The sequence below is a fragment of the Thermococcus thermotolerans genome (assembly GCF_024707485.1).
Classification (GTDB): Archaea; Methanobacteriota_B; Thermococci; order Thermococcales; family Thermococcaceae; genus Thermococcus; species Thermococcus thermotolerans.
On the sequence record NZ_CP102602.1, the window covers coordinates 1,231,201 to 1,253,300 of the forward strand.

The following is a 22,100-nucleotide window of genomic DNA, read 5'->3' on the forward strand; positions in this document are numbered from 1 at the left end:
GCTGGATTAAAAATCCACCGAATATTTTCTGCTTCCAATTACTACTTATCAAAGTTTGTAGTAATATAATTCAGTTATTACGAAGAAAAGTTTAAAATACAATAAAAATGCGTCCAATACGGTGATTCCATGGGCTGGCGTAGGTTTGCTACCTTCGTCTTGATTGTGCTCTTCCTTGGAATGACAGTTAGTGGAGCAAGTGCCACTGCGAGCCTCGTCAATTCATCCACCAACAGCACGGTGAAGCTTCCGTCGGGACTCAACCCACAGGGAAAACCGGGAGACGAGGTACAGCCACAAGTAGGCCCGATACTCATCTTTGTTGGCATGATTCTGCTGGATTTGCTCCTCAGCTGGGCGCTTGAGAAATACGTTTCTCCAGAAGCCGCGATGGTTTACGATGCAGTCTCGCTCTTAATCCCAGACCCCGGGGACGGCCTCAAGCTTGGTATCAAAGTCCTAGCCAAGCACGGGGACGAGATTACAAAGTACTCAATAGTAATCGTCAAAAAGGACCTGTGGCGTACCAAAGTCGTCAGAAAGATTACCGATGTTAGTGCCAGCAGTGCCAAGTGGGTAAAGAGCGCCCTCGGCGAGAAGTACATCAAAGAAATCGCAGAGAAATACGTCGTAAAGAGGGGTAAGAACTTCGATGACGTTGTTAATAGCCTCAAGAGAATCCAAAGCATGGGTATAACCAGCGCAAAAGCTAGACGATTAATCATTGACAGGGGCTGGGATGTCAAAAAGCTTGAAAGGGTACTCAGCGACGCAAAAAGCGTTAGAAAAGGAGGAAGCAAGCTTATTGGGGCCATAAATAGAGACTTGAAAACCCAAAAAGACCTCGGACCACTCTATGAGGCTGAGGTTGTGAGCCACCTCAAGCGGAGTGGATGGAGGATAAAAGAGGTAGAGAAGGACGTGGTAACCTCAATCGGAAAAACTGAGATTGACATAATCGCCGAAAAGAGTGGAAGAACAGTTTACGTTGAGTGTAAGAGAAGCTTTGATGGGATAGATATTGGTCAAATAGCAAAACAGGCTGAATACGCCAGAAACCACGGAATAAAGACGATAAAAATTTATTATGCAGAGGGACCATCATATCCACCCACTTACATCCTTCAGAAGCTCAGGGAAATTAGTTCAAAATACAACGTTGATATAAGCTTAGTTTATCTCGGATCTAACTTCAACTAACTTTTTTATTTTTTCTAAACTACAGCAAAGGAGGTGAAGATATGGGCGTTGATAACTATATTTACTTTGTCTTTGATAAGAAGCCGGAAGAGGTTGAAAACTTTCTTAAAAGGGAGTTTGAAGCTGAGGTTCGGAATGAGGAGTTTGATGATCCTCGGATGGATTACCTCGGGGAAAAGGGTCTTTTAGGAGAGCATTTTCAGCTAATCACCTCAGGCGAACTGCTCTTTGACCCGCCACTAAGGACTACAGAATGGGGGGTTATAATCAACGCTGACTTTCATGTTTATACTGTTAAGGACTACACAATCCTTGAAATCCACCCCAATCCAAGAAGCAGGTGGGGGTTTGTCCTCAGCTCGGAAGTCATCAGGCTCTTAAAACGGTTCATGAAGGCAGAACCTCTCCTGATATGCGGTTACAGGGATGATGCAGATCTAACAGAACTCGGTTTCAATTACAACATGTCATATTTGTTCATAAACTGGCTTCCCGAGACAATTAAAACCGGAAAACTCAAAACCCTACCCTCAGCCATCACAGTAGTGAAGAAAGAGCTTCTTGGCCTTGAGGATGGTCTCTATGAACTGATTGAAAGGCCCGGAAGGGAAGAAAAGGAGTACGTGCTGGTAAAGAGCATTGAGGACTATAAAATACTCGTCGCAGTAGAGGAAGTCGATTTAATGGATGAGGAGTGCTACCGTGACATTTTGAATGACAAAGCAGAGTTTAGCTTAAAAATCGTTGGGGTTACATTCAAGCGCATCGGTCGGAAGGTTAAAGATGAGTTGCTCCTCAGGAGGGCCGAAGATTACTTTAAGACCCAGGTGGAGGAAGATGGGTGTTGATAATTATCTTTACTTCGTGTTTGGTGAGAAGCCGGAAGAGGTTGAAAACTTCCTCAAAAAGGAGTTTGAAATTAAAATTCGGGATGAGGAGTTTGATGACCCTCGGATGGAACACTTTAAGAGAAAAGGCACCATAGACGAAAGTTTTGGCATAATAGCTGCTGGAGACTTATTCTTTGATCCTCTAAGAAATATCAGAGGAGAGAGTGTAGCCAACGCAGACTTCTGGATTTATACCGTCAAAGACCACACAATCCTCGAAATCCACCCCAATCCAAGAAGCAAGTGGTGGGACGTTTACAGCCACGAGCTGATGAAATTTTTGACAGTCTTCATGAATGAGGGGACGTGTTAATAACATTGCACTTACTCGTGTTTGGGAAGGTTTTATTGTTAATCAACGCTTATAAAGAGCAAAAACCGAGTTGTCACCATGGGGTCAAGGCTCTCGAAGCTCTTCCTGCTCATCCCTCTGGCCTTCCTCGTGGTCTTCTTCTACGTCCCGTTAGCTAGTATTCTAAAAACCGGCCTCTGGGAGAACGGCCTCACCCTCAAACACCTCTCCGCAGTTCTAGCCAACGACTACCACAGGAGGGTCATCCTCTTCACGATAGGGCAGGCAATAGCCTCGACGCTCCTCACCCTAGCACTCGGCCTTCCCGGGGCGTACATCTTCGCCAAGTACGACTTCCCGGGGAAGGGCATCATAAAGGCCGTCCTAACCGTCCCGTTCGTCATGCCCAGTGTGATGGTGGCTCTCGGCTACATTCTCCTCTTCGGAAAGAGCGGCTTCGTGACCCAGCTTTTAGGCCGTGACCTTGGCATAATCTACTCCTGGAAGGGCATTCTCCTGGCACACGCCTTCTACAACTTCCCCATCGTTATACGCATGGTCTCGTCGCTGTGGCAGCGCGTTAATCCCCACTACGAGGAGGCCGCGATGGCACTCGGAGCCAGAGGCTGGACGCTCTTCAGAAAGGTTACCCTGCCGATGATCTCCCCGGCGATTTTTGCCTCCGCGATGCTCACCTTTGTGTTCTGCTTCCTGAGCTTCTCGATTCCGCTCATCATCGGCGGCTACCAGTACGCCACGATAGAGGTGGACATCTTCACCTCAATAATGGTGCTCCTCGACTTCAAGACCGGCTCGGCTCTTGCCATAATCCAGATAATCCTGAGCATAGGCTTCATGTACCTCTACCTGAGGGCGCTCGATGCCTACGCCAAGCGCGAGGAGCAGAGGGTTTTCAGAAGGCCGGTTCCGTTCACGAGGCGTGACTGGCTGAGCCTCAAAGGAGTGCTCGTTGGAATATACTCCCTGATCATCTTCCTCTTCATCGTTTCCCCGCTCTTAGCTGTCCTCTACGACTCCCTGCGCTTCAACGACGCCTGGAGCATCGAATGGTACCGGAGGATATTCTCGACCGAGTACAACCCGATGTTCGGGGCGACGACGCTCGACGCGATAAGGAACTCACTCACCTTTGGTCTGGCAACGATAGTTCTATCAGTCCTCATAGCCCTGCCCATAGCCTACGCCCTCCACCGCTGGGAGTTTAAAGGCAAGAGGATCTTCGACGTCCTTGTGATGCTCCCGCTGGCAAGCTCAGCCATAACCCTCGGCCTGGGCTACATAAGGGTCTTCCACACCACGCCGCTCTACTACACGGTCTGGATAATCGTGGCGGCACACACGGTCATAGCTTACCCCTTCGTTCTGCGCGCCGTCTCCACCAGCCTCAAAAAAATAAGGCCCAACCTCTTTGAAGCGGCGTTAAGCCTCGGTGCCAGGGAGTGGAAGGCCTTCCTGAGGGTGGAGCTCCCATTAGCTCTGGGCGGAGTTATCGTCGGCGCGATATTCGCCTTTGCAATGAGCATAGCCGAGCTGGGAGCGACCTACATGCTGGCCAAGCCAGAATATACCACCATGACCGTGGCCATATACAAGTTCCTCGGGGCGAGGCAGTTCGGCTCGGCCTCAGCTTTGTCCGTTCTTCTTATGGCGGTCTCAACGCTGGGCTTCCTGATAATCGAGAGGGTAGGTGAGGAGGTATGGTAAGGGTAGAACTGAAGGGAGTCCTCAAGGAGTGGGAGGATTTCCGGCTTGAGATAAGCGAGTTAGTGGTTAAGGACGGCGAGTTTCTCACGCTCCTTGGCCCGAGCGGCTGTGGGAAGACGACGACGCTCAGAATGATAGCGGGCTTTGAAAAGCCGGGGAGGGGCGAGATACTCTTCGACGGAAGGCCGGTGAACGATTTACCTCCCTACAAGCGCGGCATAGGCATAGTCTTCCAGGACTACGCGCTGTTTCCCCACATGACGGTCTTCAGGAACATCGCCTTCGGCCTTGAGATGAAGAGGCTTCCAAGGGCGGAGATAGAGAGGAGGGTGAAGTGGGCGCTTGAGCTGGTCGGTCTGGAAGGCCTCGAAAACCGCTATCCGGAGCAGCTGAGCGGTGGCCAGCAGCAGCGCGTTGCCCTCGCGAGGGCCCTGGTCGTCGAGCCCGAGGTCCTTCTCCTGGACGAGCCGCTGAGCAACCTCGATGCCAAGATAAGGGAGCGTTTGAGGGGAGAACTAAAGAGAATACAGCGCGAGCTCGGCATAACGACGATATACGTCACCCACGACCAGGAGGAGGCGATGGTGATAAGCGACAGGATAGCCGTCATGAACGTCGGCCACATTGAGCAGGTGGGGAAACCGCTGGAGCTCTACTACCGCCCAAAGACCGAATTCGTGGCGCGCTTTTTAGGTCTGAGCAACATACTGGAGCTTAAAGCCGAGAACGGAAGAGCCTGCATTGGAGGGCTGTGCTTCGACGTCGGAAGAGAGGGAAAGGTGAGAATCTTCTTCCGGCCTGAGAGTGTTTACATAAAACCCGGCGATACCGCCGAAATCATCGACTACGAACTCCTGCCAGGAAGGATAAGACTGCGGCTTGGGATTGAAGGAGAGGTAATCCTAGCGGAGCGCTTCCTCGACGAGCTGCCCTTCGGCGTTGAGGCTATGCCGGAACGGGTAGGTGTTGAAGTGGGGAGCTTCTCGGTGCTGGGGTGAAATGCGCCGTGGTTTTTTCAATGTACCAAGGTACATCAACAACACTATAGAAGTCCAATTGGTTATAACTTAGTTTTACCCAAAGTTTCACTTTTAGCGATAGAAAAAGTTAAATAGATCAGTGGCATATCTTGTAATGCAATTTTCCTTGGAGGTGCAGGTTATGAACTGGAAGACCCCAGCAGTGTTACTCATCGGACTTTTCTTGTTGGGGGGGGGTCGTGACGGCAGCACCAGTTGACAAGCCAGAAGCAGTACCTCTAGCGACAGTCAAAGCACTGGCAGTCAGGGAACTTCACAAGTTCCCGGAATTCAACGGGGCAGTCCCAACCAACCCAACCCCCCTCTACTTCCCCGACGGCAGGTTGGCGGCCTACGAATTCAGAATGGTCAAGAATGGAAAAACCATAGGCTACATCATAGTATCAGCCAACAGGAACCTGCCACCGGCAATCCTAGAGGCGGGATTTGGCAAGAAGACTCCGAGCGACATGATGAAAGAACTCGCCGCGAGGAAAGGAGTGAAAACCTACCGCTTCACCTACCTTGGAGGACTAAGCTATGGGTTACTAACGGGTGACACGGTAGTGAACATGAAGGGGAGAGAGTACAAAAAGCCAAGCAGATACACCCTCTCACTGGAAGTTGATGCCATCAGGAACCAAAAAGAGTGGGAATCACTCCGGACAGAAAAAGCCCACACCTCCGTTGAGGTGAGGTATCCAACACTGCTTGCCAGTGCGGTAGAATACAAAGTCATCCTCACAGTTCCGACGTGGTCTTGGCAGGATAGCGATGAAGGTGGTGCAGATAATGGTTTGCCCCCAACACCCCATCCAATTGAGGTTACAGAACTCGGTTACGATTATGTTGGACCCGATCCCGATCCCTGGGAAAAGGATGATGGATGTGCCCCGATCTCAGGAGCCATGATAGTAGGGTATTATGAACTTCAGTATCGAGACAGCTGGTACCGTGAGGCGGTGATAGACATACTCCACATAACCATGGATACTCAAGGAAAAGAAACATCTTATCAAAACATTGCCCTAGGAATGGAGAGGTTCTATGAAAAAGCTGTGGAGTTGTACAACAGCGGCATAATTTCCAGAAAACCCAGATATGACTACGATTCGTTTACGTTATATCTTTCGAATAACCTTCAGCTGTACACGTACATTAAAAGCGAGATCAACATGAACAGGCCAACTATACTAACATCCACTCATGGAGTAAGCGAAGATGGCAATTTTGAATGGCCTTCTCAGGGTCTCGGCAATTATCATACAGTAGCAGTAACAGGATACAAAGCTTTTGACGACGGTAGCAAGTACATATACGTCCACACAACAGAAAACAGTCCCTATGCAGCATGGATACAGCTCGAAAGTATAACTAATCCAGTATTGACCATAGTTAGACCTATTTACAAGGGGTGAATGACTATTATGGAAGGCGCCAGAGGGTTTAAGTTTCGTCTTTTTATTTTTCTATTGATTGTTCTGATAGTAGTCACTGCATTAGGTATACGTTACTGGGAAAAAGAAACTATCTCTCCCAACAACCAGACGTTGAATCTCCACGAATACAACCAGAAATGCAAGCTTATTATCCACTCAAAACAACCAAAAAATACCTCAGTAGGCAAATGGATAGACAATAAAATCACCGAAGTAACCAACGGCTCCGAGATCACGCTGATGGACTGGTTCGCCGTTTACCCCAACATGAGCACCGGCACGCCCGAGGGCTGGAACGCCTACCTCATCTACTGGCCGGAGAAGTTCAACCTGACGTTGCCCTGCTCAATGGGCGGCTTTACAATGGCCCTGGTTGGCAGAAAGAGCGGAGAATCCTTCTACCAGGCGGTTTTAATAAACGAGACTTTTCCCGAACACGAAACAGAGTGCTGGGATGGAGGAAAAGGACGGTGGCTGGAACTGCCGCCGGGAAGGGCCTACTTCGCGGTTCAGTACGTTCCAACGGCCAACGCAACCTGGAAATTTACCATCCTGACACCAACCAAGACCTGGACCGACTTCAGGGACTACCACCTCTTCCTTGAGACTCCGGTAGAGCTTAAAGCCACCTGCACCTGCCCCATAAAAACGCTGATAGAGAGATTCGAAACTTCCATTAAAGGCCAGGGCTTCGAAGAGACTGAACTCTGGGCCATGCCCGAGGAAAACGACTGTTTTAAGCCCCTCAGCGTCAAGCTATATCGCAGGGGTGATCAGTACCTCTACGTGGAGTTCGTCCAGGTGAAGGGTCTGGACCTGGTCAGGGTTCTCATGATACTCGGCGAGGGAGAGGAGGTCGTGAAGGCCTACGCGGAAGGCTTCACCGCAGTGGGCGGTGAGGGTTAAGGTTCCGCTCGTCCAACAGTGCCCACATCCCATCTTTCTTTTCTTTAACACTTTTCTGTCAAAAAAACCTTTAAAAAACTAAGTTATTAGCAAAAATCAGTCAACTCAAGGGGTGAAGCTCATGGGATGGTTTGAGAACTACTTTGAATTTGAGAGGCACGGCACGGACATGAAGACCGAAGTGCTCGCCGGAATGACGACCTTCATGACCATGGCATACATCCTCTTCGTGAACCCCGCTATACTCAGCGATGCTATGGGCAAGGAGGCCTTCAACTCGCTTGTCGCTGTCACGGCCTTGGCTGCGGGCTTCGCGACGATTCTCATGGGCCTCTACGCCAAGAAACCCTTTGCGCTCGCACCGGGAATGGGATTAAACGCTTACTTCGCCTACAGCGTGGTTATCGGCATGGGCTACGACTGGCGCGTTGCCCTCGCGGCGGTCTTCGTTGAAGGTCTTATCTTCATCGTCCTCAGCGTTACCAAAGTGAGAAGCGCGATAATCCATGCGATACCTCTCAGCCAGAAGTACGCGGTCGGGGCGGGAATAGGGCTCTTCCTGACCTTCATAGGCCTCAACGACGTCGGCCTTCTCTCCGCCAAGGTCGTGGCCCCCCAGGGTTCAGAGCTTGTCATAGATGGCCAAACCCACCTGATAGGAACGCTCCAGTTCACCGGGCTGAACACCTCCGCTCTGGCGAGCGGCGACATACTGCTGTTCTTCTTCGGCCTCTTCCTCGCGATGGTCCTCATCGCGCTCCGCGTTAAGGGCTCGCTCCTGATATCCATCATAACTACGAGCGTCATCGGCTGGATCACCGGCGTCGCCCCCTGGCCCGAGCACCTGTTCTCGATCCCCGACATCAGCTACACATTCATGCAGATGGACCTCCAGGGCCTCCTCAACGTAGGGGCGCTGGGAGTTGTCTTCGCATTCTTCATGGTGGACTTCTTCGACACACTGGGAACGGTTACGGGTCTGAGCGCCAAGGCAGGCTTCATCACGAAGGACGGAAAGGTTCCCGATGCCGAGAAGGTTCTCCTCACCGATGCGATAGGCACGACCGTCGGAGCCATCCTCGGAACCTCAACGGTCACGACCTACATCGAGAGCGCCGCGGGAATAGAGGAGGGTGGAAGAACCGGAATGACCGCACTCGTTACCGGGCTACTCTTCCTCGGCATAGGCCTCTTCATAGCGCCGCTCGCCCAGTCAATACCGGCCTTCGCAACGGCCCCCGCCCTTGTCATAGTAGGTTACTACATGCTCAGCGCCATCAAGGAGGTTGACTTCACAGATCACACCGAGGCCATTCCGGCCTTCCTCGTCCTCATAACGATACCCTACACCTACTCGATAGCCGACGGAATCGGCGCGGGCTTCATTAGCTACACACTGCTGAAGCTCTTCAGCGGGCGCGGAAAGGAGCTCCACCCGCTCATGTACATCCTGGCGATAATATTCGTGGCTTACTTCGCCTACCTCGGCGGAGTCTTCTGAACTCTTTTTATTTTAGAAGAGCAAAAACTTAATGAACGAAGAAATCACTCCGATTCAGCGTTCCCGGCCAGCTTCTCCCTGATGAACTGCTTCAGCACGTAGGGACACTCCTCCTGGATAAACCGCGCAAACTCCCTTATCCTCTTCACGGTTATCTCGCTGACGTAGTGCTCGAACTGACAGGCATCCCTCTCGGCTATCTCCGGCGGAATGCCAAGGATGTCTATGAAGAACTTCGTGAGGAGGAGGTGTTTTGAATACGTTCTTTCAGCGACCTCTCTGCCCTCATCGGTAAGAAGAATCCTGTCATACTTCTCGTATTCAACCAGTCCCTTCTCATTGAGCTTTTTGAGGGCATCGACGACACTTGGGGGCTTGACCCTCATCATTTTGGCGATGTCTTTGACTCTTATCACGCCCTTGTTCTTGTGGAGGATATACATCGTCTCAAGGTACTCCTCTTCCCTCTTGCTTATCTCCAACGTCCTCACCTGATTAGGCTACCCAAAAATGTTTAAGTAGTTTTCGCATGGGGCAAAGCTTATAAAATCTCTCCGCCGTTATCCCATCGGGTGTGGGCCGGTAGCTCAGCCTGGTTAGAGCGCGGGGCTTTTAACCCCGTGGCCGCGGGTTCGAATCCCGTCCGGCCCGCCACACGAAAGACAAGGGGGCTCCGCCCCCTTATCTCTCTGTACTCTCAATCCCCCGGTGTGGGGCTTCGCCCCACGAACCCCGTTTTTTCTAGACCTTCGGGGGGCTAACGCCCCCACGCCCCCTTTCAGCCCTTGCTTGTCCAAGCGCTGTCGGAAGTTGGTGTGCATTTTTGAAATTGCTTGTTTTTGGGGGTTTGTTTTGCTCAAACCGCGATTTTGTGAGCGTTTCACTCTCCAAAGCGCCCTTCGGGCGCCGAAACAAAGTTGAAACTGCTTTAGGAGCTTAATTTAAAAGTTAAACCCATGTTTTGGTTGCACTTGGCCATTGCACGACTGGTTTTTGTCAGTTTAATGGAAAGGGCCCTCTTTGATCAAACTTTGCAAAGCAAAGTTTGCTAAAGTGGGATTGCCGTGAAATTTAACCTCCAGAGTATGGGAATCCGGCAGAACATTCTATTTTGAGAGTTCTCTGTCAAATCGATGCCCGAAAGGCTCCAGAAAGAGTAACCCCCACAAGGGAATGGCCGCTTGGACAGGCCCCCTATCAAAACCAGATGTGAATCATGCTTGAAAAACCTGGCAATTTGGAATTCAAAACAGGAACTACAGGCTTTGATCAAACTTTGCTCTGCAAAAGTTTGTTAGAATGGCGCCCGGGTCGGGATTTGAACCCGAGTCACGGGAGTGACAGTCCCGTATGATGGGCCTGGCTACACCACCCGGGCGTTTGAGTGGCCGGCGGCGTCCCCGGCTTCCCGCCCCCTCCCGGAGGGCAGTACAACCGGGATCGCTGGCGGGCTTAACTTCCGGGGTCGAAACGAGACCGGGTGTGACCCCGCCGCTATGACCGCCGTACCGGTACAGACCTCCCAGGTTGGGTTTATAAAGATTACGGTCGCCAGCAGTCCACACTAGCATCTGAATCCCCACGCGGTAGCCAAAGATTTTTATAGAGCCAGAACACAAATTAACAGTTGGATACCGTGGGAGGGTCAAGATGAACACCACCGTGCTCCTGCTGGGCCAGTTTTTCAGCCTCTCTGCCAAGTTGGTGGTCTCTGCAGTACTCCTCACCGTCTACATAAAATCGCGGAGAAGATCCGCGGTCGTATGGGCATTCGCATGGCTTGTGGCAGCTATGAGCATAGCCGCAGATGCGCTTGGCGTCCTCCAGCTTGTTTCATTAACAGAGGCCACATTCTCATCCCTACTCTTTCTCGGATCGCTGGCCTTTCTCTCAGAGGAACTGGGAAGGCCTGTTAGGTACCAAACCCTGTGGGCCGCACCGCCCCTTGTCGCGGCCATGTACGGAATACTACTTGGGAACGACTGGAGTTCTGTCGTGGGAATACCCTATGGTGTTGCCGCGTTTTTCATCGTTCTCACCGGCATTATGATCATCACGACGATAAACAATGCCTTCACAAACGCCCGGAGGACTGCCTTGTTACTGTGCCTTCTGGGACTTCACAAAATGGACTATCCTTTCCTCAGGGATGTGGAGTGGTTCGCCCCTATCGGGTTCGTCCTCGGGGCCATCCTCACAGTTTTCTCGGCGTACTTTATGGCAAAGATGGTTCTGTCCAGGGAATTCACACACCTTGGAGGGGAGATAAAGATAACTGTCAAGCCGGGAATTGAGCTAGTCGCCAGCAGGGAGTACAGGAGGATCAAGGAGGACCTCAATGGCTATCCTGTTCTGGCATTCATACGGGAGCTCAGCGTCCCGGACAAATGGAAGGCCTATTTCCTGACCAGCCTGCCGGGAAAAGACACCATACCCCCGACGAACCTCCCACGCATCCTTGAGCTCTCCGGGAGATACCTTCAGGAGGCGGAAACGAGGGGTATTACAGGGGTCGTCCTGATAGATGGAATAGAGTACCTGATAATCCATAATGGCATGACTGCGGTGACAAAATTCATTGGAACCCTCAGAGATTTGGTCATACTGCGGGACGGCCGTCTAATCGTCGTTGCCGATGAAAACGCGCTGGACAGAAAGGACTATCTGACGATCAAGCGCGTTCTTATGGGGGGATAAACCCTATAAGGAATCGCTCAATTTTCAGTGTGGTGATAATAATGGGACTCCTTGAGGACAAAGCCCTTGTCGAAGCGGCTCTTTTCGTTTCTGGAAGGCCGCTCAGTGTGAAGGAGCTTTCAAGGGCTCTGGGAATACGGTCTCTGGACTACCTTGAAAAGCTGATAGAACTTATAGCGGCCGAGTACGCGGAGAGGAAGAGTGCGATAGAGGTTGTGAAGGTTCTGGGGGACAAGTACGTTATGCAGGTAAAGCAGGAATACAGCCAGCGCGTGGTTCACCTCATGCCGAGGCCGGACCTTAGAACAGGCGAGCTGAAGACCCTCGCCCTCATAGCGTACCTCCAACCGATAGAACAGAGCAAGGTTGTGAAGCTCAGGGGGAGTCAGGCATACGAGCACATAAGGAAGCTCCTTGAAATGGGCCTGATCTATGCCGAGCCCTATGAGAGGACGAAGCTTCTCGGGACGACGCCAAAGTTCGCCGAACTCTACGGCTTCCCTGAAAACGACCCCAACATCATCAAGGATGCCTTTAGAAAGGTTGTCCATGCCGAGTACAGTGACTTGATAGCCAAGCTCAACGGCCGGGAAGAGGAGGGTTCAGCTGAGCCGGAAGATGTCGCCGTGGGGAGCGGAGAGTAATTTCCCGGCCCTCCAGTTACTCCATTTCTTTTCAAGAGATGATATTATGCCTCTTTTCTGGAAACTCGGTCACCGGAGGGGGTTTAGAGAAAGGTTTAAATAGTCCGAGCTATCATTACCATTAAGGTGAGTGTTATGGGAGTGCTGACAAAGGAGCAAATTATCGAGATGATCGAGGGGCAGAAAGGCCTCTCAAGAGATGAAATCGAGAAAAAGATATCCGAGATAGCTTCGCGAGAGGGGATTTCCGAGCATGCTGCCGCTCTAATGTTGGCAGAAGAGCTCGGCGTGAATCTTGAGGGCAAGGAGGAGCTTCTCCACATAGCAGACCTCGTTCCCGGAATGACCGGAGTCAACGTTGTTGTGAGGGTTCTGAGGAAATATCCGCCCAGAGAGTACCAGAAGAGGGACGGCTCCACAGGTCAGGTGGCCAACGTAATAATATACGATGCCACAGGAAAGACTAGACTCGTTCTGTGGGACGGCCTCGTAACCAAGTACTACAATGAGCTCAACCCCGGGGATGTTATCAAGATCATCGACCCCAGCGTCAGGGAAGGAAGGAACGGAGTCGAACTCCACGCCAACTTCAGGACGAGGATAATCCTCAACCCGGAAGACCCGCGCGTGGAGGAAATACCGCCCATAGAGGAGGTCAGGAGCTACAACTACCAGAGAAGGAAGATAGGAGACCTCATGGGCGGGGAGCGCTTCGTTGAAGTCCGCGGAACAATTGCGAGGCTCTACCGCGTCACAGTCTACGACGCCTGCCCGCAGTGCAGGAGGAAGGTTGACTACGACCCCGCAACGAACGCCTGGATATGCCCTGAGCACGGCGAAGTTCAGCCGGTGAAGATAACGATAATCGACTTCGGGCTTGACGACTCCACGGGATACATAAGGACAACCCTCTTTGGAGACGACGCTGCCGAGCTGGTGGGCAAAGACCCTGAGGAGATAGCCGAAAAGCTCAGGGAGCTAGTTGAGAGCGGCCTAACTCTGAGGGAAGCCGGAAGGAAGCTGGCCGAAGATGAGTACTACTACCTGCTCGGCAGGGAGATAATAGTCAGGGGCAGCGTCGTGGACGACAAGTTCCTGGGCCTCATACTGAAGGCCTTCGGCTGGGACGAGGTAGATCCAAAGCGCGAGATTGCCAGGATTAGGGCCGAGCTGAAGGAGGTCCTCAAGGAGTTCATGTGAGGTGTTGGGTATGGAGGAAGTTAAGTTCAGGCGCAGGAAGCCCGCCGTTGAAAGGAAGATTGGAGAGATACGGGAAGACGACACGAGGGTTTCTCTCATCGGGAAGGCCTTCAAGGTTGATAAGATGGACTACACCTTCTGGCTCGACGATGGAACCGGAGTCATACTCATCGAGAGCGAGGAGAACGTTCTTCCAGAGAACGGTCAGATAGTGAGGGTCATCGGCAGGGTAATCCGGAACGAGGAGGGAGTTCACATCTACGGCGAAGTCGTCCAGGACTTCAGTGGAGCTGACCTGGAGGCACTGGAAGAAATCAGAGAACTTGAGAAGAAGGTACTGCCCAAAGTTGAGGGCATCATAGAGTTCTTTGGGGGTGAAGAACTATGAAGAAGCGCCTTCCGGCCAGCAGGGTCTACATCAAGGACATCATCGACGGCTACTACGTCAAGAGCGAGGGCGACTTCGAGCCCAACTACCTGATAACGAGGGATGCCAGAAAAGTCTATCGTGTCAAGGTCGTCGCAACCGTCGTCAGGGAGCCCATAATGAGCGAGGACGAGACCTATGGGAGGTTCCAGATTGACGACGGTACCGGGACTCTCTGGGTCTTCGGTTTCAGGGAGAACACCCGCTTCATAAACCTCGTGAAGAAGGGAGACCTGGTCCAGATAATCGGAAAAGTTGCCGAGTGGCGCGACGACAAGCAGATACTCGTCGAGGGCATAGCGAGGGTCGAGCCGAACATGTGGATACTCCACCGCTTCGAGACGCTGAAGGAGAAGGCCGAGCACGCCAAGAAGGCCAGGATAGCCTTCGAGATATACGACCGCTACGGGATAACCGCCAAGGCCAAGGTCATAGCCAAGAACAAAGGGGTAAGCGAGGACATGCTCATGACCATAGACGAACTCTACACCATGATGCTCGAACAGAGGAGCACCGAGGAGGCACTCTTTGAGGAGGAGATCGTCGAAGAGGAGCCTAAGGCAGAGAATCCGGAGCTTGAGAAGGCCAAGAAGGCCGTTTTAGAACTCCTCCGCGAGAAAGGCAAGGCGCTATCGCACAAGTTCATAGTCAAGAAGCTCTCGAAGGAAATCGACGAGGAACTGATTGAGGAGGCAATAACACAGCTCCTGGCTGAGGGCGAGATATACGAGCCCGAAATAGGCTACTACGAGCCGCTTTAAGGCTCTCCACGCATTTATATTTTCTAAAAAGGGAGAGAAGCTCAGTACTGCTCCCGCATAGTTCTTATGACCGGGTCGTATATCAGCGTCGAGGTTATGCTGTCCACCATGCGGAAGAACTCGTCCTTTCCCTTCTCAAGGGGCATGTTTTCGACACCTATCAGTTCGCACTTTGAGCCGAGTATCCACTTGCCGAGCACTATCTTCTCCCTGCCGCCTTTCCTGGCGTCTATTCTGGCGAGTCCATATGGTATGTCGGCGGTCCACCAGTTGGCCTTGAAGGTAACGCGCCAGCCGGACTCTTCCACGATTTCGATGAGCTTTTCAAGAGTTTTAGCGGGCCCGTACGGTGTCTTAAATGTAATGACCGTCCAGAGTTCCTCAGATTCAAGGTTTCTCACGACTTCGTCTTTAAACTCCATAATCCCACCCCCTCACACTATCGCGGCTATTATGAACGCCATAACGGCGAGGAAGATGCTCGTCTTGAGCAGCTTCTGCGCCCTGTGTGCCGATTCCCTGTCCTGGTTCTTAAGTATAATGTATGCGGCGTAGAGTATGATCAGGTCAACCGGCACCATCGCGTAGTAACCGAGGCCGACACCGGCCCTCACCGGCAGGAACGAGGCCGCAACGGTCAGGAGGGCGAACAAGGCCCCGACGTAAGCTGCCCTTTTCTCGCTCCAGATTATGGGAAGCGTTCTGGCGCCCTTGGCAACGTCGCCCTCTACGTCCTCGATGTCTTTTATCACCTCTCTGGCGACGTTTACCATGAAGGCACAGAGCGCGAGGTAGCCGGCCAAACCGATGTGCTCAACGGCAAGAGCACCGTAGAGCGGTGTCGCGCCGGTCAAACCTGCAACAACGAGGTTTCCTATAAACGGCAGAGGCTTGAGCTTCCAGGCGTAGAGAACCATCGCCGCATAGGCGATAATTGCCAGTATGAAAGCCTGGATGTTTATGAAATGAGCGAGAACCAGCCCCATTGCGAGCAGGAGCAGTGAGTAGTAGAGGGCGACCTTTCTGCCCATTGCACCCCGCGGAAGGGGCCTCTCCGGGCGGTTGATTTTATCTATCTCGTAGTCGAAGTAGTCGTTTATAGTGTTTCCCCCGGCACAGCCAAGTGTAACAACGAGAAACACCAGGAGGGCGGTAATTGGATCCGGAAAGTGTCCTACCGCAACTATCGAGCCCAAGACACCCACTATCCCGGCCAGAATGCAGTTGTGGGGCCTGGTTATTTCCACGAAGGCTTTGAGTTCCATTAGGGACACCTAATTTGATTGGGTTATTGCCTTAAAAATCTTTGCTAGAGCTCCTCCCTCCGGAGGAGGCCAAGCTCCTCACCGGTTTCAAGCACCCTAATCCTGCCAAAACGGAGCTCGACTGCGTTACCAACTTCCTGGGTCGGGAGAGGCGTCAAAACCTGCGCCTTCATCTCACTGAAGTTTATCCACTTGAGTATCCCGACGCCAAGGCAGAGGCCGTTCCTATCGATGAATCCCACAAGAAGGTTGCTGAGCCTATCAAAATCGACGGCATGGATGACCGAGCGAGTGTACTGCCTGATTCCACCCTCAGTTTCCGCCTTGACGACAACGTAGCGCTCTCCCTTCCAGCCGGCTATGACGAGCCATCGGAAGAGCGCCGACAGCAGTTCCCTCTCCTCCTGAGTCAGAGGCCTGCCCCTGAAGAGCTCCGTTCCCGTGGGAACAGTCCCCGAAAGGTCAACCTCTACCAGTGAAGCATTTGAGAAGTATGCCCTCCACTTTTCCTTTCTAACCTCCCTGCGCTCGCCCCTTGAATGCTCCCTCACCTTCTCACTGATGGAAAGAGTCAGGGCTTCTCCATAGGGGGAGAGGAGCCTCCGAAGGTGAGATAACTCGCCGTTCCTTTCAAGGAAGACGATCAGCTCGGGCCTTACGAGTTCAGCCTTGAGGCGCTTCATCTCAATTCCCTGACCTGTGACGAAACCCGTCGTATCTATGAGAACCACGTCAGCCTTTTCGACGGCGATATCTGCAAGTCTCTTAACTCCAACGGCCATCTCTCCGGTGTAGCTTCCGGGGGTTATGGTGCCTATGAAGTAGTGGGCATATGCCCTAAGCTCACCGATCGACTCAAACGGCCCCTCTGGAAAAGCCAGACTTACCGTAGCCGGAGGAAGGATGCCCTTCTGACCGACATCGCTGTCAACCACCGCAACCCTGAGACCCTCCTCAATGAGCCTGTTTGCCAGAAAAGTCAGCAAAGTTGTCTTTCCGCTGTCGGTTGGGCCTATAAGCATGACCTTTGCAGGCCGCTCCAGGTTCATTATCCGTTCAAGGAGCTCAAACCTATCCGGCGGAACGTCCTCCGTGTAGGTTGCTTTGTTCATGTGCGTTCCTAGGAGAATTGGAATTAAAAAGGTAACTTTTAGAAAGACTTATAAGAGTGGTAGTGGCCATAATTTATGAATCATGAAAAGTTTACATAAGACTTAAAAACGATTGGTTTAATAAAGCTGTAAACGCTAATCTTGCAAAAGGGAGGTTTTAAAAATGGAAGGGAAGACCACCCTCACTCCAAGGCAGATAAGGCTTCTAAGGAAGTTTTATGAGGAAGGAAAGACCATCGAGGTGCACACCGTTGAGAAAACTCAGGACGAGCTTGCAGAAGAGCTTGGAATCACCAGACAGGCTCTCAGCAATCACCTCAAGGTGCTTAAAGAGCTCGGCTACATAAGAACCGGAAGGGGCTTTATAGACCTGACCGATAAAGCCCTCGACCTTCTCGGGGAAAAGAAAGGCGACGTCTTCGTCTTCGTGAAGATAGAACCCACGAAGAGAAAGCACGTCTACGAACATATAAAGGAGCTTAAAATAAAGAGGATATACCGCGTTACAGGTGACATTGACCTTATCGTCGAGGCCGACAAGACCAAGCTTGATGAAATACTTGAGGAGATAGCCTCACTCGACGGTGTCAAAGAGACCATCACCCACATCGTCCTTGAGGTCCTTTGATTCAGCTGGGGGCTTTTTCCTGCCCTCTTTGAGCTTCTTCTCCATAAGCTTCCTGAGCTCCAGCAGGTTCGTTCCGAACTTCGCTGAAATGGGCACAAACGTCTCCGGTATCTCGCTGTAGGGAACGCCAAACTTCTCGGCGAGAAAGTTTATGGTCTTCTGCAGGTTCCTTATCTTGTCCATCTTGTTTACGGCCACTATCACGGGAATCTCCAGCTCCCCCAGGAACTGGTAAAACTCAACATCAATAGGTATCTCTCCGCGCTTCTCCCAGCGCTCTATTATCTCCGGGGCGGCCTTGCCATCAACCACCAGAACAGCCAGCTCTATTTTTTCCGCGTTCTCTTCGATGAAGTGCACTATCTCGTCCTTTATGCGCTCCTGCTTAGCCTTTGGAACGCCGCTCATGAAGCCGAAGCCGGGCATGTCCACCACCAGCTTCCCGCGCCAGTTTATCTCCACTGGCTTCCTAGTGACTCCGGGCCTCTTGCCCCTCTTGACCCATTTCCCAGTCAGGCGGAAGATGAGCGTGCTCTTGCCAACGTTCGAACGTCCCACGAATATTATCATCCCTCTCACCGTAAGCGATGAAGCTTTTTCGCCTTATAAGCCTTGGCGGAAAAGTTAAGTAGGCAAAGGGATAAGTCTCAACGGTGGTGTTTTATGGTAGAGGGTGGCGAAACCAAGGCCAACCAGCTCATCAACAAATTCGTCATATCCCTGACCGACGGAAAGATACTGGGCTACGTTACAGATATAAACGTCGAGGTTGAGGGTGACCAGTTCTACTTCATCCTCAAGATGAAGGAAGTGGAGAACCTAGGAAAGGGCCAGAGCATGTTCTCCAGCGAGAGGAAGCTCAAAATAAGGCCCGGGGATATAGTCAACGTTGGGCCGGACGTTATAATCCTCGGGAACGGTAAGGTCCCGCCGCTCAGGGAGATAGAGAGGCTCAACCAGATAGCCGAGGAGTATAACTCCTTGGTTAGGGAACTTGAAGCCAAGGAGAGGCTAATAGAGAAACTCAAGGAGGAGAACTATGAGCTGACGAAGAAGCTCGACGAGATACAGAGGGAACTGAGAAAGCTCCAAGTGATGAAGGAGGACTTCGAGCACCTCAAGGAACAGCTCGTCAGGCAGGAAGGGCAGTTAGAGATGGCCAAGGACTACATAAGGCTCCTGGAGGGACTCAGGCACGACATAGACAAGATAAAGGACGACGTGGACAAGCTTATACAGACACAGCTGGAAGAAGTGGTCAGGGCAATAATCAACGAGGAGCTGAACGCAAGGGGATTAAAGAAGACGAGCTTTATTTAACCGAAAAGCTGCGGGCCGAATGCATGGAGGAGTATCTCAAGGGCAACCAGGATAAGCGTAACCGCTATGACCCCCCTCGGGCTTATTTTTATTGCCCTTGTGTCCTCGTCGAAGAACCTCATAAGACCGGCACCGGTTGGCGGAAGCGTTGCTCTTTCTTTTGCCATCCATCTCACCCCTCAAGGAGTGGCTACCGCTGGAAGTATAAAAAAGTTTTGATTGGGAATCATCACCGGAAACACTGGAAAATTTATAAAGTTTTTTCTCGATAAATGCAAAGTTAATACTGTCACAATCTTTATATATGATAAGGTCAATGTCCACACAGCAGGTTCTTTCTGGATGGATCAAAACGGAGCGCCCGGAAACCAGCGACACTTCTCACCCAGCGGCGCTCCCTCTGGCAAAACATGCTAAGTCTTCGTCAATATGTGGGGGTGTTCCCGTGCCGATGTACCACATAACCCACCGCTGGCCAGGAGAGGACGACGTTATAGCGGCGAAGGAGGCCGCAGATTTCTTCAGCAAGGTCAGCCTCCCGGAAGGGTTCGAGTTCGTCGCCTCATACAACTTCAACGGTGGCTCTCATACCATCTGGAGGGCACCGAGCAGGGAAGAGCTTGAGAGGTTCCTCAAAACCATCGACGCTCCAATCTTTAAGAAAAACATGGAAATAACGGAGGTCGTCCAGAGCTATCCGCCGACGGTGGAGTACACTGTTAGGTTATGGTACTGGCTCCACAGCCTCGGGAGGAAGTGAGCTCCGACAGGGGAAACTTTTTAAACACCAAGCCACAGCGCTCACTGGATAAGGGGTTTACCCAATGAATCCCGCTAATGACACAGGAGGTGGGAGGAAATGGCGACCTTCAAGCTCGTTATATCCAACCCCAAGACCGGCATAGCCAGGCAGATTGAGATAAGCGGTGAAGAGGCCGAGAAGCTGGTAGGAAAGCGCATAGGGGAGGAGATACCGGCAAGCGAGCTCGGGCTCAACCTCACCGAGATATTCGGCGAGGAGATCCCGGGCAGCGTCAAGCTCAGGATAACCGGTGGAACCGACAAGGACGGCTTCCCCATGAGGCCCGACGTCCACGGCCCGAGGAGGGTCAAGATCCTCGTTTCAAAGGGTCCGGGCTTCAGGCCGAAGGAGAAGGGTGAGAGGAGGAAGAAGACCGTCAGGGGCAACACCATCAGCCCCGAGATCGTCCAGATCAACATGAAGCTCGTCTTCTGAGCTTCCTCCTTTCCCCAAACTTATCGCTTTTCTGTCTTGCTCAAGTTCTCCCCATCGAGGTAACCTTAATAAACCGGCCAACGCTCTAAATTTAGGGGTGAGAGAAGATGGCAAAGAAGAAGGAGTTTAGGCAGGCCGAGGTTAACATTGGAATGGTCGGTCACGTTGATCACGGTAAAACGACACTCACAAAGGCCCTGACCGGAATCTGGACTGACACTCACAGCGAGGAGCTCAGAAGGGGAATCACAATCAAGATAGGCTTCGCCGATGCGGAGATAAGGAAGTGCCCGAGCTGTGGCAGGTACTCCAACTCACCGGCCTGCCCGTACTGCGGTGCTGAGACAGAGTTCGAGAGGCGCGTTTCTTTCATAGACGCCCCCGGCCACGAGGCGCTCATGACAACGATGCTCGCCGGTGCCTCCCTCATGGACGGTGCCGTTCTCGTAATAGCCGCAAACGAGGGCGTCATGCCCCAGACAAGGGAGCACCTTATGGCCCTCCAGATAGTCGGCAACAAGAACATCGTCATAGCCCTCAACAAGATCGAGCTTGTGGACAGGGAGAAGGTCATCGAGAGGTATCACGAGATAAAGGAGTTCGTCAGGGGGACTGTGGCAGAAAACGCCCCGATAATCCCGATATCAGCGCTCCACGGCGCTAACGTTGACGTTCTCCTTCAGGCAATAGAGGAGTTCATACCGACGCCGGGGCACGACCTCAACAAGCCCCCCAAGATGCTCGTCCTGAGGAGCTTTGACGTCAACAAACCGGGAACCAAGCCCGAGAAGCTCGTCGGTGGCGTCATTGGCGGTTCGATAATCCAGGGCAAGCTCAAGGTCGGCGACGAGATTGAGATAAGGCCCGGTGTTCCCTACGAGGACCACGGCAGGATAAGGTACGAGCCCATAACCACCGAGATAGTCTCCCTCCAGGCCGGCGGAAGGTTCGTCGAGGAGGCCTACCCGGGCGGACTCGTCGGAGTGGGAACCAAGCTCGACCCCTACCTCACCAAGGGTGACCTGATGGCCGGAAACGTCGTCGGAAAGCCCGGCCAGCTACCACCTGTATGGGAGGATCTGAGGCTTGAGGTCCACCTCCTTGAGCGCGTTGTAGGAACCGAGGAAGAGCTCAAGGTCGAGCCGATAAAGAGGCGCGAGGTTCTTCTTCTCAACGTCGGAACGGCCAGGACGATGGGCCTCGTCACTGGCCTCGGAAAGGACGAGATCGAGCTCAAGCTCCAGATACCGATATGTGCGGAAGTCGGCGACAGGGTCGCCATCAGCAGGCAGGTCGGCAGCAGGTGGCGCCTCATAGGCTACGGATTCATCAGGGAGTAAGCTTTTCTTATCCCTTTAATTTCGGTGAGGTTGATGGGCGAAAGAAGAGAGTGGCTGGTGATTCCGGACACGAACTTTCTCCTGGTTCCGGGGCAGTTCGGCGTTGACATAATATCCGAGCTGAACAGGGTTCTCGACGTGAGGTTTAGGATAGCCGTTCCGAACGTCGTCCTCCAGGAGCTGGATGTCATAGAGTGGAAGTCCCGGGGAAAGGATTTACTCGCCATCAGGATGGCAAAGAAGCTCGCGGAGCGTTTTGAGGTCGTTGAGATGGGCCGCTTTGGAGAAAAACCAATAGACGACCAGATTTTCGATTTCGCAGTTAAAAACGAGCGCGTAATCGTCTGCACCAACGACAAGGGGCTGAAGAAAAGGCTGAGGGAGAAAGGCGTTCCCGTTGTATACCTCCGCTCGAAGAGGATACTCGAGCTTGAGGGCATGTTGGAGTGAGTGTTTCGCGAAAAACGTCAAAAACACCGAAAAAACGCTCGCCTTTT

The 22,100-nt window shown here is 52.2% G+C and carries 25 protein-coding genes, 2 tRNA genes and 1 rRNA gene; 20 read left to right on the forward strand and 8 right to left on the reverse strand.

All coding sequences use genetic code 11. The features are described from left to right. The first annotated feature begins 129 nt into the window (after positions 1–129). The 8 genes from NUS69_RS07090 to NUS69_RS07125 all read left to right on the forward strand — a co-directional run bounded on the left by NUS69_RS07090 (position 130) and on the right by NUS69_RS07125 (position 8,972). Positions 130–1,200: a YraN family protein gene (locus NUS69_RS07090; RefSeq protein WP_258083143.1), complete on the forward strand. Its 1,071-nt coding sequence runs from the start codon at positions 130–132 to the stop codon at positions 1,198–1,200. Between the two features lie 41 nt (positions 1,201–1,241). Next, a complete protein-coding gene (locus NUS69_RS07095) occupies positions 1,242–2,048 on the forward strand; it encodes a hypothetical protein (RefSeq protein ID WP_258083144.1) in 807 nt (268 codons plus the stop codon). After that, entirely contained in the window at positions 2,038–2,403 is a 366-nt protein-coding gene (locus NUS69_RS07100) for a hypothetical protein (protein ID WP_258083145.1), read from the forward strand. Before NUS69_RS07095 ends, NUS69_RS07100 begins: the two co-directional genes overlap by 11 nt. Positions 2,404–2,481: 78 nt before the next feature. Next, complete coding sequence (locus NUS69_RS07105; protein WP_258083146.1) at positions 2,482–4,107, forward strand: ABC transporter permease; 1,626 nt, start codon at positions 2,482–2,484, stop codon at positions 4,105–4,107. Continuing rightward, positions 4,101–5,105 carry an ABC transporter ATP-binding protein gene (locus NUS69_RS07110; protein WP_258083147.1) on the forward strand — a complete coding sequence of 335 codons (1,005 nt, stop codon included), beginning with the start codon at positions 4,101–4,103 and terminating at the stop codon, positions 5,103–5,105. Before NUS69_RS07105 ends, NUS69_RS07110 begins: the two co-directional genes overlap by 7 nt. A gap of 221 nt (positions 5,106–5,326) precedes the next feature. Continuing rightward, the gene (locus NUS69_RS07115) at positions 5,327–6,544 is read left to right on the forward strand and encodes a C39 family peptidase (protein WP_258083148.1); all 1,218 of its coding nucleotides are present in this window, start codon (positions 5,327–5,329) and stop codon (positions 6,542–6,544) included. A 261-nt stretch (positions 6,545–6,805) separates the two neighbouring features. Next, positions 6,806–7,471 carry a hypothetical protein gene (locus tag NUS69_RS07120; RefSeq protein ID WP_258083149.1) on the forward strand — a complete coding sequence of 222 codons (666 nt, stop codon included), beginning with the start codon at positions 6,806–6,808 and terminating at the stop codon, positions 7,469–7,471. Between the two features lie 121 nt (positions 7,472–7,592). Beyond that, positions 7,593–8,972 (forward strand): NCS2 family permease, encoded by a 1,380-nt coding sequence (locus NUS69_RS07125; RefSeq protein WP_258083150.1) that lies wholly within the window; start codon positions 7,593–7,595, stop codon positions 8,970–8,972. Positions 8,973–9,016: 44 nt separating this feature from the next. Here NUS69_RS07125 and NUS69_RS07130 read toward each other — a convergent pair whose 3' ends face one another. Then, positions 9,017–9,454 (reverse strand): metal-dependent transcriptional regulator, encoded by a 438-nt coding sequence (locus tag NUS69_RS07130; protein WP_258085030.1) that lies wholly within the window; start codon positions 9,452–9,454, stop codon positions 9,017–9,019. Between the two features lie 94 nt (positions 9,455–9,548). Between NUS69_RS07130 and NUS69_RS07135 the strand changes: the two genes are divergently transcribed. Then, a tRNA-Lys gene (locus NUS69_RS07135) sits at positions 9,549–9,626 on the forward strand. Positions 9,627–10,272: 646 nt separating this feature from the next. Here NUS69_RS07135 and NUS69_RS07140 read toward each other — a convergent pair. Both NUS69_RS07140 and rrf read right to left on the reverse strand, forming a co-directional pair. Then, positions 10,273–10,350, reverse strand: a tRNA-Asp gene (locus NUS69_RS07140). An 8-nt stretch (positions 10,351–10,358) separates the two neighbouring features. Then, positions 10,359–10,480 (reverse strand): 5S ribosomal RNA (gene rrf, locus NUS69_RS07145). Positions 10,481–10,622: 142 nt separating this feature from the next. Between rrf and NUS69_RS07150 the strand changes: the two genes are divergently transcribed. From NUS69_RS07150 to NUS69_RS07170, 5 genes are all read left to right on the forward strand, one after another. Further along, positions 10,623–11,669 carry a DUF835 domain-containing protein gene (locus NUS69_RS07150; protein WP_258083151.1) on the forward strand — a complete coding sequence of 349 codons (1,047 nt, stop codon included), beginning with the start codon at positions 10,623–10,625 and terminating at the stop codon, positions 11,667–11,669. 41 nt (positions 11,670–11,710) lie between these two features. Next, positions 11,711–12,313, forward strand: coding sequence for an SMC-Scp complex subunit ScpB (gene scpB / locus NUS69_RS07155; protein ID WP_258085031.1), 603 nt, complete (start codon positions 11,711–11,713; stop codon positions 12,311–12,313). A 135-nt stretch (positions 12,314–12,448) separates the two neighbouring features. Beyond that, positions 12,449–13,513 (forward strand): OB-fold nucleic acid binding domain-containing protein, encoded by a 1,065-nt coding sequence (locus NUS69_RS07160; RefSeq protein ID WP_258085032.1) that lies wholly within the window; start codon positions 12,449–12,451, stop codon positions 13,511–13,513. 10 nt (positions 13,514–13,523) lie between these two features. Beyond that, positions 13,524–13,901, forward strand: a complete 378-nt coding sequence (locus NUS69_RS07165; RefSeq protein WP_258083152.1) for a replication protein RepA — start codon at positions 13,524–13,526, stop codon at positions 13,899–13,901. Further along, positions 13,898–14,701 carry an OB-fold nucleic acid binding domain-containing protein gene (locus NUS69_RS07170; RefSeq protein WP_258083153.1) on the forward strand — a complete coding sequence of 268 codons (804 nt, stop codon included), beginning with the start codon at positions 13,898–13,900 and terminating at the stop codon, positions 14,699–14,701. The genes NUS69_RS07165 and NUS69_RS07170 overlap by 4 nt, the downstream gene beginning before the upstream one ends. A 41-nt stretch (positions 14,702–14,742) precedes the next feature. On the opposite strand, the gene NUS69_RS07175 is transcribed toward NUS69_RS07170, so the two are convergent. From NUS69_RS07175 to NUS69_RS07185, 3 genes are read right to left on the reverse strand one after another with little or no spacing between them, the layout of a single operon-like run. After that, a complete protein-coding gene (locus NUS69_RS07175) occupies positions 14,743–15,123 on the reverse strand; it encodes a ribonucleoside-triphosphate reductase (protein ID WP_258083154.1) in 381 nt (126 codons plus the stop codon). Positions 15,124–15,135: 12 nt separating this feature from the next. Beyond that, the gene (locus NUS69_RS07180) at positions 15,136–15,966 is read right to left on the reverse strand and encodes a geranylgeranylglycerol-phosphate geranylgeranyltransferase (protein WP_258085033.1); all 831 of its coding nucleotides are present in this window, start codon (positions 15,964–15,966) and stop codon (positions 15,136–15,138) included. Between the two features lie 44 nt (positions 15,967–16,010). Further along, positions 16,011–17,078: a Clp1/GlmU family protein gene (locus NUS69_RS07185; protein ID WP_258083155.1), complete on the reverse strand. Its 1,068-nt coding sequence runs from the start codon at positions 17,076–17,078 to the stop codon at positions 16,011–16,013. A 163-nt stretch (positions 17,079–17,241) separates the two neighbouring features. Here NUS69_RS07185 and NUS69_RS07190 point away from each other — a divergent pair, with 163 nt between their 5' ends. Beyond that, positions 17,242–17,706 carry an Lrp/AsnC family transcriptional regulator gene (locus NUS69_RS07190; protein WP_258083156.1) on the forward strand — a complete coding sequence of 155 codons (465 nt, stop codon included), beginning with the start codon at positions 17,242–17,244 and terminating at the stop codon, positions 17,704–17,706. Here NUS69_RS07190 and engB read toward each other — a convergent pair. Beyond that, positions 17,653–18,276, reverse strand: coding sequence for a GTP-binding protein EngB (engB, locus tag NUS69_RS07195; protein WP_258085034.1), 624 nt, complete (start codon positions 18,274–18,276; stop codon positions 17,653–17,655). The genes NUS69_RS07190 and engB overlap by 54 nt on opposite strands. 93 nt (positions 18,277–18,369) lie before the next feature. On the opposite strand from engB, the gene NUS69_RS07200 reads away from it, so the two are divergent. Beyond that, entirely contained in the window at positions 18,370–19,026 is a 657-nt protein-coding gene (locus NUS69_RS07200; RefSeq protein WP_258083157.1) for a GAS domain-containing protein, read from the forward strand. On the opposite strand, the gene NUS69_RS07205 is transcribed toward NUS69_RS07200, so the two are convergent. Next, positions 19,023–19,193: a preprotein translocase subunit Sec61beta gene (locus tag NUS69_RS07205; protein WP_055429144.1), complete on the reverse strand. Its 171-nt coding sequence runs from the start codon at positions 19,191–19,193 to the stop codon at positions 19,023–19,025. The genes NUS69_RS07200 and NUS69_RS07205 overlap by 4 nt on opposite strands. 278 nt (positions 19,194–19,471) lie before the next feature. Here NUS69_RS07205 and NUS69_RS07210 point away from each other — a divergent pair, with 278 nt between their 5' ends. The 4 genes from NUS69_RS07210 (at position 19,472) to NUS69_RS07225 (ending at position 22,053) form a co-directional block, all read left to right on the forward strand. Beyond that, positions 19,472–19,786, forward strand: coding sequence for a hypothetical protein (locus tag NUS69_RS07210; RefSeq protein ID WP_258083158.1), 315 nt, complete (start codon positions 19,472–19,474; stop codon positions 19,784–19,786). 99 nt (positions 19,787–19,885) lie between these two features. After that, positions 19,886–20,263 (forward strand): 30S ribosomal protein S6e, encoded by a 378-nt coding sequence (locus NUS69_RS07215; protein WP_258083159.1) that lies wholly within the window; start codon positions 19,886–19,888, stop codon positions 20,261–20,263. 107 nt (positions 20,264–20,370) lie between these two features. Continuing rightward, the gene (eif2g, locus tag NUS69_RS07220) at positions 20,371–21,603 is read left to right on the forward strand and encodes a translation initiation factor IF-2 subunit gamma (protein WP_258083160.1); all 1,233 of its coding nucleotides are present in this window, start codon (positions 20,371–20,373) and stop codon (positions 21,601–21,603) included. 33 nt (positions 21,604–21,636) lie between these two features. Next, the gene (locus tag NUS69_RS07225) at positions 21,637–22,053 is read left to right on the forward strand and encodes a type II toxin-antitoxin system VapC family toxin (RefSeq protein ID WP_258083161.1); all 417 of its coding nucleotides are present in this window, start codon (positions 21,637–21,639) and stop codon (positions 22,051–22,053) included. Positions 22,054–22,100 lie beyond the last annotated feature (47 nt).